The sequence below is a fragment of the Candidatus Hydrogenedentota bacterium genome, from assembly GCA_018005585.1.
Taxonomy (GTDB): Bacteria; Hydrogenedentota; Hydrogenedentia; order Hydrogenedentales; family JAGMZX01; genus JAGMZX01.
In genome coordinates, this window is the sequence record JAGMZX010000044.1 from 1 (window position 1) to 13,574 (window position 13,574).

The 13,574-nt window shown below is 62.3% G+C and carries 11 protein-coding genes; 8 read left to right on the forward strand and 3 right to left on the reverse strand.

Annotation, left to right across the window (positions count from 1 at the left end):
- Nucleotides 1–231 precede the first annotated feature (231 nt).
- Nucleotides 232–1,512 carry a hypothetical protein gene (locus tag KA184_09625; GenBank protein MBP8129822.1) on the reverse strand — a complete coding sequence of 427 codons (1,281 nt, stop codon included), beginning with the start codon at nucleotides 1,510–1,512 and terminating at the stop codon, nucleotides 232–234.
- Nucleotides 1,513–1,713: 201 nt separating this feature from the next.
- On the opposite strand from KA184_09625, the gene KA184_09630 reads away from it, so the two are divergent.
- The 4 genes from KA184_09630 to KA184_09645 all read left to right on the forward strand — a co-directional run bounded on the left by KA184_09630 (nucleotide 1,714) and on the right by KA184_09645 (nucleotide 7,967).
- Nucleotides 1,714–2,367 carry a site-2 protease family protein gene (locus KA184_09630; GenBank protein ID MBP8129823.1) on the forward strand — a complete coding sequence of 218 codons (654 nt, stop codon included), beginning with the start codon at nucleotides 1,714–1,716 and terminating at the stop codon, nucleotides 2,365–2,367.
- 99 nt (nucleotides 2,368–2,466) lie between these two features.
- On the forward strand, nucleotides 2,467–5,055 hold the full coding sequence (valS, locus tag KA184_09635) for a valine--tRNA ligase (protein MBP8129824.1): 2,589 nt from the start codon (nucleotides 2,467–2,469) through the stop codon (nucleotides 5,053–5,055).
- Between the two features lie 247 nt (nucleotides 5,056–5,302).
- Complete coding sequence (rpsT, locus tag KA184_09640) at nucleotides 5,303–5,566, forward strand: 30S ribosomal protein S20 (protein MBP8129825.1); 264 nt, start codon at nucleotides 5,303–5,305, stop codon at nucleotides 5,564–5,566.
- Nucleotides 5,567–5,756: 190 nt separating this feature from the next.
- Nucleotides 5,757–7,967 carry a CapA family protein gene (locus tag KA184_09645; protein MBP8129826.1) on the forward strand — a complete coding sequence of 737 codons (2,211 nt, stop codon included), beginning with the start codon at nucleotides 5,757–5,759 and terminating at the stop codon, nucleotides 7,965–7,967.
- A gap of 15 nt (nucleotides 7,968–7,982) precedes the next feature.
- Here the strand turns inward: KA184_09645 and KA184_09650 are convergent, their stop codons facing one another.
- Nucleotides 7,983–9,080, reverse strand: a complete 1,098-nt coding sequence (locus KA184_09650) for a type IV pilus twitching motility protein PilT (protein ID MBP8129827.1) — start codon at nucleotides 9,078–9,080, stop codon at nucleotides 7,983–7,985.
- A 309-nt stretch (nucleotides 9,081–9,389) separates the two neighbouring features.
- A complete protein-coding gene (locus KA184_09655) occupies nucleotides 9,390–10,595 on the reverse strand; it encodes a DegT/DnrJ/EryC1/StrS family aminotransferase (protein MBP8129828.1) in 1,206 nt (401 codons plus the stop codon).
- Between the two features lie 174 nt (nucleotides 10,596–10,769).
- Between KA184_09655 and KA184_09660 the strand changes: the two genes are divergently transcribed.
- The 4 genes from KA184_09660 to KA184_09675 all read left to right on the forward strand — a co-directional run bounded on the left by KA184_09660 (nucleotide 10,770) and on the right by KA184_09675 (nucleotide 13,566).
- Entirely contained in the window at nucleotides 10,770–11,279 is a 510-nt protein-coding gene (locus KA184_09660; protein ID MBP8129829.1) for a CBS domain-containing protein, read from the forward strand.
- A gap of 207 nt (nucleotides 11,280–11,486) precedes the next feature.
- Nucleotides 11,487–12,416 carry a branched-chain amino acid transaminase gene (locus KA184_09665; GenBank protein MBP8129830.1) on the forward strand — a complete coding sequence of 310 codons (930 nt, stop codon included), beginning with the start codon at nucleotides 11,487–11,489 and terminating at the stop codon, nucleotides 12,414–12,416.
- A gap of 13 nt (nucleotides 12,417–12,429) precedes the next feature.
- The gene (locus KA184_09670; protein MBP8129831.1) at nucleotides 12,430–12,849 is read left to right on the forward strand and encodes a hypothetical protein; all 420 of its coding nucleotides are present in this window, start codon (nucleotides 12,430–12,432) and stop codon (nucleotides 12,847–12,849) included.
- Nucleotides 12,850–12,888: 39 nt separating this feature from the next.
- A complete protein-coding gene (locus KA184_09675) occupies nucleotides 12,889–13,566 on the forward strand; it encodes a class II aldolase/adducin family protein (protein MBP8129832.1) in 678 nt (225 codons plus the stop codon).
- The last annotated feature ends 8 nt before the right edge of the window (nucleotides 13,567–13,574 follow it).

Consider the following 13,574-nt stretch of genomic DNA (forward strand, 5'->3'; position numbering starts at 1 on the left):
GAATAAGAGCGCCATCATCTTAGCTCGATTCCGCGCACGTGTCCAGCAGGGGAAAGGGAAAGCCATTCCTTTTCGTGACGGCCGTTGTGACGGCTCGCCATGTTGTTCGGCGCGCCAAAAGGCGTGCGCGGGTCATGCGCTCGCGCAGGCCGCCGTCGACAAGCCCCCGACCGGTGCGCTTCTTCTCCCCTACGTCCTTTTCGCCCTTTTTCTCCAACTTGTGCCACAGTGTCATTCTTGCTGCAGCTTCCCGGCCGTCCCAGGGAATCGCAACACCGTTTCGTAGATGTTGCAGCCGATGACCTGGCCGAGCGTCCAGGGCCAGTCGCGGCCCCCGATGTCCGTGCTGTAATACACCATGTAGTACGCGCTTTCACCCAGAGGCGAAAGGGCCGCGTAGGCGGTATCGCCGCACGAGGGGAAATCGAGCAACGGCGCCAACGACATGCTGTCCGGGTCGAGACGAAACAAGGACGTGCGCTTGCGTGTGAACGCATACCGCAGCAGATAGCAGCCCCGCTCCAGCGGGTCCGGCAGCGCGTCCCAACCGCGGTGATAGGCGCCGGACACATTGCGCCGGGCCACGACGTAGAAAGCGTTGCCGCGCCGCAGCAGAAACGGACTGTCGTACTTGTACGGCGTGAACTCGCAATCCCATTGGTCGAGGCGGTCCTTGCTCGCGCGGCAGACCATGCCCCCCTCCATTTCCAGGCGAACCACGGCGACGAGGTTACCCGCCGCGTCAAACTCGAAGTCGGCCTCCTCCGCGCCTGCGTCCACGACCTGAGGCGCGTCTGAAATGGGTTTCCAATCATAGCCGTCCGCCGAAGTCAGCAGCCGCACTTCGCCCGCCGGATTGAACAGATTGTAAAGGCCTTCGCCGTGGTAGACCGACATGTAGGCAACGCCGTCGTGGACTCTCGCGCGCCAGACGATGTAGCCGGGCTTGAAAATGGACACAGGCTCGGACCAGCGCCCCTCCTGGAGCCGCTCCGTGGCAAAAATGCCTTCTGGCTCGAACCAATAGAACTTGTTGCCCGCCTTGATGAAATACAGAATCAACTTGCCCCGGTACTCCAGGAATCGCGGCTCCCGCAAATCCGCGCCGGACAGGTCAAGCGCCGTCTCCAGTTCCCAGCGGGCCTGGTCCGCTGAGCGCAACACCACAATGCGCGCCTTCGCCGAAGCATAGTGCGTCGGTCCCGTCCGGAACGCAAGAAAGTATTCGCCACGGTAACAAGTCAGGTCGACAACGTTGTTGGACGACTGGATCTCCAAGTCCGCCGGCAAGCCCGGCCCCGGCACAACCCGCGAAGGCAGTGTGAAGGAGATGCCTTGCGCCGCCGCGGTGTCGAATGAGACCGCTTCCTCCAAGGGCGCAAGCGCCGCTATCGACACGGCCAGCAGCACAAACAACAACAGCGGCGGTAAGCATGCCAGCACCGCCGCCCGCCGCAGCCAGCGCCGCCAGCGCGGACTCCGCGGCATTGTCCTTGTCGGATCTTCCGTCATGGTTGCTCCCAGCAATGCGCCCCTGGCGCCGCAGCTTACTACGCGTGGCAATTTTGAGGCAACGCCTGAGCAGCGGCGAATCCGCGCGCCCGAACCGCACATGAGGAGTAAACCACGTGAAACCCGCGGCGTTTTTGCATCGTCTGAAAACGGCCTCTATAATACCGCTGGCGCAAGCACGCGAAAGGCATTATTCCCTTCATGGATATCGATATTGGATTCATACTGTTACAGTATTTCTGCCTTCTATTCTCGCTATGTGTGCATGAAGCGGCGCACGCGGCCATGGCGAACTACTGCGGCGACCCTACCGGCCGGCTCATGGGGCGCCTGACCCTGAACCCGGTCAAGCACGCCGACCCGCTCGGCACCGTCATCCTGCCACTGGTCATGATGCTGACCAACGTGCCCTACATGTTCGGCTGGGCCAAGCCCGTGCCGTTCAACCCGCGCAATCTGAACAACGCGCGGCGCGACCCCATGCTCATCGCCCTCGCGGGACCCGGCTCCAATCTCCTGGTCGCCCTTTCCGGCGCCCTGGTATTGCGAATCCTTGTTACCGTCGGAGGCTTCGAGCCAGACTCGCAGATCATCGAAATCCTGTTCATGATCGTCTTGTATCTCATCATGATCAACATGATATTGCTGCTCTTCAATATCATTCCCGTGCCGCCGCTGGACGGACATTACGTCCTCGGCTATTTCCTCCCCGAGAGCGGCCAGCGCACGCTGGACCAGGTCGGGCCCTTTGGGATTCTTATCGCCATATTCGTGGCGCGGCCCTGGCTGTCGTTCGCATTGCCGAAGATGCAGACGGCCCTCGTCTGGTTCGTTACCTGGGGCCAGACCGGATAGCGCTTGGGTATGGCGCTCCCGCATCTGCTATAATCCGGCTCCGCGCGCGTCCCGCGCGCTTTTTCCATTCGTCTGCAAGACCCGATACAGGAATGCGTCATGGAGATGCCGAGACAGTTCAAGTCCGAGGAAGCAGAGCCGCGCTGGCAGGCATACTGGCAGGAGAAGGGTCTCTACAGGTGGGACCCGGCCAAGGGCCGCGACGAGACTTTCGTGGTAGACACGCCACCGCCGACCGTGAGCGGCTCGCTGCACGTCGGCCATATGTTCTCCTATTCGCACCAGGACTTCATCGTCCGTTACCAGCGCATGCGCGGCAAAAACATCTTTTTCCCGATCGGCTGGGATGACAACGGCCTGCCGACCGAGCGCCGGGTCCAGAACCTCTTCAACGTCAAGTGCGAGGGACACCTGCCTTATGATCCGAGCCTGACGCACGAGCGCGGCCGCAAAGGCAACCCACAGCCGATCAGCCGCCGCAATTTCGTCGAACTCTGCGACGACGTCGTGGTGGAGGACGAAAAGGCGTTCAAGCACCTGTGGACGCGCCTCGGGATGAGCTACGACTGGGACCTCGAATACGCGACCATCGACGAACACTGCCGTCGCATCTCGCAATGGAGTTTTCTTGACCTGCTCGAAAAAGGCGAAATCTACCAGGACGAGCGGCCCGTGCTCTGGGACGTCGATTTTCAGACCGCCATCGCGCAGGCGGAACTGATCGATAAGGAAGTGCCCAGCGCGTTTCATTTTCTGCGTTTCGGTATCGAGGACTCGGACGAGTACCTCGTCATTGCAACGACGCGGCCAGAACTGCTCGCGGCCTGCGTCGCCGTGCTGATTCATCCGGACGACGACCGGTTCAAGAAGTACCTCGGCAAGAACGCTGTCACGCCGCTCTTCCAGGTGCCCGTGCCAATTATGGCCGACCCGAAGGCCGACCCGGAAAAAGGCACCGGCGTGGTCATGGTCTGTACCTTCGGCGACCAGACGGACGTCGAATGGTGGCGCAGCTTTGGTCTCCCGCTGCGGCAAATCGTCGGGAAGAACGGCTGTCTGCTGCCGGTCACCTTCGGCGCACCCGGTTGGGAAAGTAAGAATCCGGATGCGGCGAACGCGGTGTACGGCCAGATTGCCGGCATGTACGCGCGCAAGGCTCAGAAAACGACCATCGAAATCGCCGAAAACACGCCGGGCGTCATTGACCGGCCCAGCGAAGCCATATCGCATGCGATCCGCTACTTCGAGAAGGGCGACCGCCCGCTCGAACTCATCCCGACGCGCCAGTGGTATACGAAGATCATGGACAAGAAGGAAGCCTTGATCGAACAGGGCCGCAAGATTCAATGGCACCCCGATTTCATGGTGAAACGCTACGAACACTGGGTCGAAGGACTGAATCAGGACTGGTGCTTGAGCCGCCAGCGCTATTTCGGCGTGCCCATTCCGGTCTGGTACAAGATTGGCGATAACGGAGAGGTCCGCTACGATCAGCGCATCCTGCCGCGGCCCGGTCGGTTGCCCATCGACCCGCTTTCGGACGCGCCCGAGGGCTGCACGAACGATCAGCGCGACCAGCCGGGCGGGTTCACGGGCGATCCGGACGTGCTGGACACTTGGGCAACGAGTTCCTTGACGCCGGAAATCGCAACGCATTGGGTGATGAACCCGGACCGGCACCGGCGGCTCTTCCCGATGGATGTCCGCCCGCAGAGCCACGAGATCATCCGCACGTGGGCCTTCTACACGATCGTCAAGGCGTACCTGCACGAACGTGAAATTCCGTGGCGCAACGTGGTCATCAGCGGCTGGATTCTCGACCCGGACCGCAAGAAGATGTCGAAGAGCCACGGAAACGTCGTCACTCCCGAGCCGTTGGTCGATCAGTTCGGCGCGGACGGCGTCCGGTACTGGGCGGCGCGCGCGCGCCTGGGCGTCGACACCGCCTACGACGAGCAGGTGTTCAAGGTCGGGAAGAAGCTGTGCACGAAGCTTTTTAACGCGAGCAAGTTCGTGCTGATGCGGCTGGACGGCGTCGATCCGGCGCTGTTGTCCGCCGGGGCCGTCACCGCGCCCGCGGATCGCGCCGTCATCGCGGAACTGCGCCCCTTGATCCAGCGCGTCACGCAGGCTTTCGACGCCTTCGATTACGCGCAAGCACTCTCACTCACCGAGGAATTCTTCTGGCAGACATTCTGCGACAACTACCTCGAGCTCTGCAAAGGCCGCGCGTACGAGGAAGGGTTCAGCGAGGGGAAACGGTCCGCCTTCGCCGTACTGCGCCTCATCCACCGCGCGATTCTGCGGCTCTTTGCCCCGTTCGTGCCCTACATCACCGAAGAAATCTGGCACTGGGCCTACAGCACGGATCCCGGCATGCACGAATCCGTCCACCGCAGCCCGTGGCCCTCCATCGAAGAATTCGCCACCGTCGCGCCGCCGCGGCATGCCGGCCAGTATGCCGCGATGGTCGCCGTCTTCGATGCCGTGCGCAAGGCTAAAGGCGATGCGAACAAGAGCATGGCCGCGCCCGTGGCGCGCGTCGCGGTCACGGGTTCCGCCGCCGTGCTGGATTCCCTGCTCGAAATCCGGGAGGACCTCGTCAAGATGCTCAATATCCAGGCGCTGGGTCTCGTCGAAGGTGCGCCCGAAACCGGCATCGTGGCCGTCGAAAGCACCATCGAGTAAGCATGCCGTGACACGGGCGGGGCCGGAATGAGCCTCCGGCTGTCTGCGCATCCGCACCGCCAATGCGGGAGTCAATTTGCACGGGGATTCACGCGTTTGCTATAGTACTTTCCCTCAGAAGGGCTGAAAACCGCACGGGCAGTGTTCTGTCCGCGCTGGACTGCGCATCGCGCGCGGGTGTTCCGGGCGAGGTTGCAGAAGATGCCCATGTTTTCCGCACGAGCAGCAAAGAGGTTGAAGCAAACAGATGGCGAACATTAAGCAACAAGAGAAGCGTATCCGGCAGGATCGGCAACGGCGTCTGCGCAACATGGACGTAAAATCGCGCATGCGCACCTACATCAAGCGGGCCATGGCCGCGCTCGAGGCAAAAGACAAGGCGGAGGCGAGTGCAGTGGTGCCTCAGGCGATTGCGGCGATTGACCGCGCCACGGCCAAGGGCGTCATCCACCGCAACGCGGCGGCGCGCAAAAAATCCTCGCTGACAACACGCATCAACGCGCTGCAGTAGAAGTCTGAACTCGTTTCTGACCGCGGACGGGCCCCGCTCGTTCGCGGTCCGTGTTTGCATCCGGCCCGCCCCTCCTCTCCTGCATCCGCAGCCGGTGCCCGGAAGACTTTTTCCGTGTCACGTTCTCGTCTATAATAATTTCGTTATTTCCATCTGGGGATGTGTCTGATCGCGCGAAGGAGAAGCTGAAGTGGCGGTGCTGCGAACGGCGCCACAGGCCGGGCGTTGGCCGGTTCGTGCGTTGCTGGCGGTAATCGTGCTGTCCGCGCCGGCGCAGGCGGCGTTCGGCCGGCAGCCGCAGGGCACGTCGGCGTTGCATCTTCGGTTTACCGGCGACATCATGATGCACGTTTCGCAATTGAACGCAACACGGCCGGAACGCGGCACGGATTACCGTTTCGAGACTTTCTTCGAAGGTGTGCGGCCCCTGCTTCAAGATGCGGACTTCACCGTCGGCAATCTTGAAACCACGCTTATCGAGCGCAACTACACCGGCTATCCCTGCTTCGGCAGTCCGGAATGCCTGGGCCGCGCGCTTGCCTGGGCGGGTTTTGACGTGCTGGTCACCGCGAACAACCACACCTTGGACAAACTGGAAACGGGGGTGCGCAATACCCTGGACATCCTCGACGCGTACGGGCTGCGGCACGCGGGAACGGCGCGTTCGCCGGTCGAGGCGGCGCATTTGCTGGTTCTGGAACGTAACAGCATAAGCCTGGCCGTACTGGCGTACACCGAGATGACAAATGGCATCGAGCAGTATTTCGACAAGGGAAAACTGGCCTACATGGTCAACTACGCCGTTCAGGACCGGATCGTCGCGGATATCCAGCGGGCGCGGGCAGGCGGCGTGGACGCGGTACTCGTGTTTCTGCACTGGGGCGATGAGTATCAGCGTCAGCCCGCAAGGCGGCAGGTATCGCTGGGCGACGCGCTCATTGCGGCGGGCGCGGACCTGGTCGTGGGGTGTCACCCGCACATGACGCAGCCGGCGGTCTGGCGCACGGTTCAAGACGCAAACGGCCAACAGCGCCGCGGATTGGTTGCTTATTCGCTGGGCAATTTCATTTCAAGCCAACGCGACCGCTACAAGGATGCGGGGGCGATACTCGATGTGCGGCTTGAGAAAGGGCCGGGGGAGCAGCGTGCGCGCGTCGTTGCCGGGGAATTGGTCCCCACCTGGATCCAGATATGCCGGTCTGCCGGAAAGACGGATTATCGCGTGCTCTCCGCGCAGGCTGTCGCCGTGGACTGGCCACTGGGCCTGGACCCGCTGGTGCGGAAATCCGAGTATGAGCGCGCGGTCCTGGCTGTAACGGACCTGGAACAGCTGCTGTCGGGCGCCGGCCCCGATGCGCTGCGCATGGCGGGGTCCCCTGCCCCCTATGCCCGCCCGCGTTTCTTTGCCGGCGGGCGCGGCTGGTTTTCGTGTTCCGAGCCGTTCCTCGAGGCTGCCTGGGACCTCGCCGTCTCCGGCAAGTCCGCCCGTTTGGGCGCAGGGCCGGTTCGCGCGGACGACCGAGACGGGTTTGGCGGCGCACTGGAGACACACGTCTCTGCGCATTCCTCGTTTCTGGCCCAACGCGGCGCGGCGGTTCCGGTGAAATGGAATTTGCGTGAAACGATGCTGCGGGAGCTATTCGGCGTCGACGCCGCCGGCACGGAGTGGAGCGCCCTGTCGTTTGTGCCGCGAGTGCCGCACAGTCTGGAACACGCCACGCTCACGCTTCCTGCGCGCGAGGGCAGCGTAACGGCGCGGTACGTGCGCGCGAAGGGTTTCGAGGTGGTTCTGCCACGCGGTTCGCGTTTCCATACGCAGAACGCGCGCACGGAAGTCCCCGTCGTGGTGTCGTGGCTTCCCAGCGGGGCGGTGCGTCCCTTGACGCCGGACGAAACCGTCTGGCTCGGGCGCCACGGCTGGCGCCGCGCGGCTGGCGGTAATGCGGCGGTATGGCTGTCTGTCGACGAACAATGCGTCCGCGTCGTACAGGAAGGCTATGTGCTTTGGGAGGCGCTGTGTTCGACCAGCGGCGCGCCGGGGCCATCGGGCTGGCACGTGGTAAAGGCTCGCACCGGCGCGGAGACACCGTTGGGCGGCCTGATTTCACGCAACGCCCGCACCGGCGGCGCCGGACCGCCCGCCAGCCAGGACGAGGAGCAGGCATTCACGCGGCTAATCACCCTGCGTGGACTGTCCGAAGAGGCGTTTCCATGCCCCTGTACACGAGACCGCATCACCTGTGATTTCCATGGCGCGGACAATGAGACCGGTCTCGGTACGCCCGCCGCCAAGTCGGGCGTCCGCCTCAGCCATGCAGACGCGTGGCGCCTTTACGACATGGTCCACGCGGGCATGCTCGTGCTGGCCACGGACTATCCGGAGCACGCTGCGTCACGCTGAGACGCTGATGCTGCCCTATCGCTTCAGGATTCCGCCCCGGTCCTTGCTCAGATGAACCCCTTGCAGCGTCATCTCGAGTTCGTCCGGATTGTCGGAATTCCACATCGCCTCCTCCTTCGTGATGAGCTTCCGCTTGAGCAACCCCGCGAGGCTCATGTTGAAGGTCTGCATCCCCTCAGCCGCGCCCGCCGCCAAGGCGACCGGAATCTGGCGCATGTTGTTTTCACGAATCAGCGCCGCGATGCCGGGGTTGTTAATCATGACCTCGACAGCGGGAATCCGGCCCTTGCCCGACGCGGCCTGCAGGAGGCGCTGCGCGATGGATGCGCGCAGTTGCAGCGACAATTGAGACCGCACCTGCGGCTGCTGATTCGACGGGAACATGTCCATGATGCGGTCCATGGTCATCATGGCATTGGTCGTGTGCAGCGTGCTGAAAACCAGGTGGCCCGTTTCGGCGGCGGATATGGCCGCCTGGAACGTTTCCGCGTCACGCATTTCACCGACGAGGATGACATCGGGGTCTTCGCGCATTGCCGCGCGCAGCGCCACGTGGAAGTCTTTCGTGTCGATTGAAATCTCGCGCTGCGTGATGATGCTCTTCTTGTTTGTATGCAGAAATTCGATGGGGTCTTCGAGCGTAACGATATGCACCCGCTTCCGATCGTTGATCCAATCGATGAGCGACGCCAGTGTCGTCGATTTGCCGCTGCCCGTAGTACCCGTAATCAGAACAAGGCCACGCGGATAATTCGCGATATTGTTCATGACCGGCGGCAGATAAAGATCCTCGAAATTCAGGATCTTACCACGCACGTGGCGCATCACAATGCCAACCGAGCCGCGCTGCCGCAGTACGTTCACACGGAAACGGCCCAATCCGGACACGCCCAGCGCCAGGTCGGAGTCGCCCGTGCGCAGGAATTGCTCCTTCTGGCGTTCGTCCATAATCTCGTCGAGATAGCCCAGTGTATCCTGCGGCGTGAGCGTATCGGTATCGAGAAAGCGGATATCGCCGTCGATACGTACCGCGGGCGGACTGCCCACCGTCAGATGCGCGTCCGAAGCGCCGTTTTGCACCGCATATGCGAGAATCTTCTTCAGCGTCAACATGACCCTGCCCTCCTGACCTTGCTGCCCCGCCGGGGCGAGTCCAGTATAACAGAGTTATCCGGTGCCGGACGGCTTGCCTTTCCGGCAGCGCTTTTCCATACGTTTGGCCCAAGGCCAAGGATACCCGCAGAGGGGACACGGCGTATCCCCCAAGGGCCGCTCGTACCGGCAATGGGGGCATGTGGCCGTTCGCCCGCTGCCGCGAGCACGGCCCGCGCGCTTGACGCCGGGTGGTTTCATGCGCGCCGCGGTCCCGGACTGGCGTCATCGCGGTAAGAACACGCCACCGCTCGCGCACGCGGCGGGAGACTACTCGCGCAGTTCCCGTGCGTATTTTTTGATCTTGCGGGCAATTTCAATGATGTCCTGCATGTTCTCTTCGGAACCCAGAAGCAATGCATGCCGCAGCCACATGCCGCTGCGGTCGCACAGATCCTCGGCCTGCGGGCACCGGCATGTGCTGTAGTCGCGGAAAGGCGCGCTTTCAAACGCCGGCTGCTTGTACAAGGGCATCGGGTACCCCGCGGCTATCGGCAGACCCTCTGCGCGCGCGGCCTCGATGAATCGCTCGCGGGAACAGCCGAATCTCTCAGGTTGGATGCGCAGACAGTATAGATGGTAGGGCCGCCGCGTGATGCGCGGGTCGTTCGGCTGCGGTTCGAGCCCTTCGAGCCCGGCAAGGGCCGCATTCAAGATGGCGGCATTGCGCTCCCGTTGATTCGTCTGTTCGTCCATCCGTTCGAGTTGCGCCTCGAGAATCGCGGCGGCGAACTCCGTGAGGCGGGCATTTGTCCCAAAATTCACGTGAAGATACCAGCCTTTCACCGGGTCGCGTCCGCAATTCACCAGAGAACGGCACAACAGCGCGAAGTCCTCGTCGTCCGTGACGATTGCGCCGCCCTCGCCCGCCGTGATGTTCTTCGAGTGCTGGAAGCTGAACACGCCGCACTTGCCGAGCACGCCCGCGCCGCGGCCCTGCCAGCGCCCGCCCCAGGCGTGACAGGCGTCCTCCAGCACGAAAAGCCCGTGTTTGCCCGCAATCGCATTGACCCGGTCCATGTCGCAGATGCGGCCGCCGAAATGAACCGGGATGATGCCCTTCGTCCGCGGTGTCATCGCGGCTTCGATGAGTTCCGGGTTGAGACACCAGGAAGCGTCGACATCGACAAAGACGGGAATCGCTTTCAGCCGGATAATCGCCGAGGCCGTGGCGACAAACGTGTACGGTGTGGTGATGATCTCATCGCCGGGCTGCACGCCCAGCGCTTGCAGCACAATCTCAAGCGCAGTCGTACCGCTCGTGCACGAAATGCACTGAGCCGCGCCCTGGAACGCGGCGTATCCCTGTTCGAAGCGGCGGACGCGTTCGCCAAACCACCAGTTGCCGCTGTCGAGCACTTCCAGCAACGCCGCGCGCTCACGTTCGGCGAAAACGGGCCACTTGGGCCAGGGACGCTTTGACTCGTCGCGCACGGGCGCACCGCCGTGCACCGCCAGCCGGGAAGAATCCGTCATGATGTCTGTGTTCCTTCTGTTGCGCGCGGTTAGTACCTGTCGGCATCCTGCCGTATCGTGCAGGGCCTGCTGTCTTGCGGCACACGCGCGGGTATACACGCGGACGCAAGTATAAACCAAGCGTCGCGCGGGGTCACAAGGAGAAGAATGCCCCCTATCGGGAAAGGAGGCGGAATGAATATTATTCGAGACGCAGTGCGGAAGTGGGAGCCCTTCTGGGTAGAGGCCGATGCCACGGTGCGCGACGCGGTGCGCGAACTGTGCGAGCGCAAGATAGGCGCGGCGGCCGTCAAGAGCGGAGACGAACTCGCCGGCGTGTTCTCCGAGCGCGACGTGCTTGTCCGCGTGATTAACAAGGCACTTGATCCCGGCAAGGTGCGGGTCCGCGATGTCATGAGCACGGCCGTGAATGTCGTGCATCTCGAGGATGAGGGCCGCATGGCAAAGGCGATCATGGTGACCCACCATGTTCGTCACCTCATAGTCGTGGACAGCAATAACCAATATTGCGGCATCCTGTCGATGCGCGATCTGATGGAGGCCGATGTCCGCGACTGCCAGGACCTGATTCACGAGTTGAATGAGCGGTACTACGAGCAGAAGTACGCGGAAAAGTGGCGCATCTCTTCGAACCGGGTGATTATCGAATCGTACAAACCGGAACAGACACCCGCCCATCGCTGACCGCAGACGGAGCGATGAGAACGTTCTGGTCACAAGGCGAATCCCGCCTTGACGGGTGGGGTTCGCCTGATTTGCATATCCGCCCGGCATTCACCGATACTATTGCCATTCCGCCAGCGTTCTTATGCCGCACTGTGTGCGCATAGCCTGGGGGTCTGGTTGTAGGCGCCGGGGAAACCCCGGTGGAAACCACACGGAGACGCTCCAATGGCCAAAATGTATCCCGCCCCCATTGCGTACCACGAGGGACGGTATGTGCCGACCGAGGAAGCCCAAGTCAGCATCCTGACTCATGCCTTCAATTACGGTACAGGGCTCTTCGAGGGCATTCGCGGCTACTACGTTCCAGAAGAGGACGGCATTCTTATTTTCCGCCTGAAGGAGCACGTGGAGCGGTTCGTACGCAATTTCAACATTCTGTGCATGGAAATCCCCGAAGGCCGGCAAGAAATTGAGAACGTCTGCGTCGAACTCGTGCGCCGGTGCGGATTCAAAGAAGGCGTCTATATCCGGCCAATCTGCTACAAGAGCGAACATTCGCTAGGCCCGACGGTTCGCGGCGTGACGAGCAGCTTTTCCTGCTACGTCATTAAGCTTGGCGATTACGTGAATATCACGGACGGTTTGGACGTGGCCGTGTCCTCTTGGCGGCGTTTGTCGGATAACGCCATTCCCAGCCGCGCCAAGTCCACCGGCAGCTACATCAACTCTTCGCTCGCGGCAACGGAGGCGAAGCAGGCCGGATTTCACGAAGCGATCTTCCTGCGCGACAACGGGATGGTTGCCGAGGGCAGCGCCATGAACCTGTTCATGGTGCAGAACGGCCAGCTGATTACGACACCGCCCACTTCGGATATCCTGGTTGGCATAACGCGCAACACGGTGATGGAACTGGCGGCGGATGAACTGAAATTGCCCGTTATCGAGCGCGACATCGCGCGGACCGAGCTTTACGTGTGCGACGAGCTCTTTTTCTGCGGCACGGGCGCGCAGGTCGCGCCGGTGCGGTCGGTGGACCGCCGCCTGATCGGAGACGGCAAACCGGGCCCGGTCACCAACAAGTTGCAGGAACTGTATTTCAACGTAGTGGCCGGAAAGGTCCCCAAGTACCGCCATTGGTGCACCCCGGTACGTTGACGAGGAAGCCGGCGTGTCGTCCAGCTTGTTACCTCGCATCCTGTTCAACCCGTGGTTCTGGGTCAACTATGCGGTAACCCTCGGCCTGACGTGTTGGGTGCCGCTGCTGAGCATGACCTTGGTGATTACCCAGCAGCGGCCAGAAGCGAAGGACGGGGGTGGAAATACCGCGGAACTGTCCGTCGCGTCACAACCTGCGCGGGTGCCTGAAACGGCGCCGCAAGACGCGGTATCACAGCGCGGCCCCACAACGCGGATCCCTCTGTATGCGTGTTATTGGCGCGTGTTTCACGGGGATTTCGCGTACTTTCTCAAACCGGTGGCGCTGCACCTTGTGCTATGTTTCATCATCTCGGTCTGGGTATGGCGTACCGTGCTGCTCAGGCGCACACCCGATGCCCGGCGCGGCGGAACCACGCCCGCCGAGCGGTAGACACGCCGGCCCGTGCGACCAACGGCCAGAGGTCATCGCATGAACGAACCGGAACTGCGCGCTTGCATGTGCGAAGTGGGCAGGCAGCTTTGCGCAAAGAATTTCGTCGCCGCAACGGACGGCAACATCAGCGTCCGGCTCGCAGATGACCGTTTCCTCTGCACGCCCAGCGGCGTCAGCAAGGGCAGGATGCGCCCCTCCGATATCCTTATCGCGGACGGAGCGGGCCGGAAACTGGACGGGCCCGGGAAAGTCACATCGGAATTCTTTACGCATCTCGCCGCGTATGAAGAACGCCCGGATATCCTCAGCGTGGTGCACGCGCACCCGCCCACGGCGCTGGCCTTGACGCTGGCGGGTATCTCGATGGAAGCGCCCGTCATTCCCGAAGTCGTGGTTGCGTTCGGCGCGGTGCCGACCGCACCTTACGCAACGTCCGGCACGAAAGAGGGCGCGGAAGCAATCCGCGACTACATCAGGCAGTGCGACGTAGTGCTGCTCTACCGTCACGGCGCGGTCACCGTGGGACAGGACCCGTGGGACGCCTGCAACCGGATGGAGAAGCTGGAACACGCGGCCGAGATTCTTTACAAGGTGTATTTGCTGGGCAAGGAACCGCCGCATTTGACGCGGCCTCAGATTGACCGCTTGATTGCGTGCCGCACTTCTTACGGCCCCGGCGGCAAGACCTTTCGCATCCCCGGCGTCGAACAGTAAGCCACCAG

Bases quoted from the DNA above. Each gene is read 5' to 3' on its own strand.
- KA184_09665 (MBP8129830.1), top strand. From the start codon at position 11,487: ATGGCCAAAATGTATCCCGCCCCCATTGCGTACCACGAGGGACGGTAT.
- valS (MBP8129824.1), top strand. From the start codon at position 2,467: ATGGAGATGCCGAGACAGTTCAAGTCCGAGGAAGCAGAGCCGCGCTGG.
- rpsT (MBP8129825.1), top strand. From the start codon at position 5,303: ATGGCGAACATTAAGCAACAAGAGAAGCGTATCCGGCAGGATCGGCAA.
- KA184_09630 (MBP8129823.1), top strand. From the start codon at position 1,714: ATGGATATCGATATTGGATTCATACTGTTACAGTATTTCTGCCTTCTA.
- KA184_09650 (MBP8129827.1), bottom strand. From the start codon at position 9,080: ATGTTGACGCTGAAGAAGATTCTCGCATATGCGGTGCAAAACGGCGCT.
- KA184_09655 (MBP8129828.1), bottom strand. From the start codon at position 10,595: ATGACGGATTCTTCCCGGCTGGCGGTGCACGGCGGTGCGCCCGTGCGC.
- KA184_09625 (MBP8129822.1), bottom strand. From the start codon at position 1,512: ATGACGGAAGATCCGACAAGGACAATGCCGCGGAGTCCGCGCTGGCGG.
- KA184_09660 (MBP8129829.1), top strand. From the start codon at position 10,770: ATGAATATTATTCGAGACGCAGTGCGGAAGTGGGAGCCCTTCTGGGTA.
- KA184_09675 (MBP8129832.1), top strand. From the start codon at position 12,889: ATGAACGAACCGGAACTGCGCGCTTGCATGTGCGAAGTGGGCAGGCAG.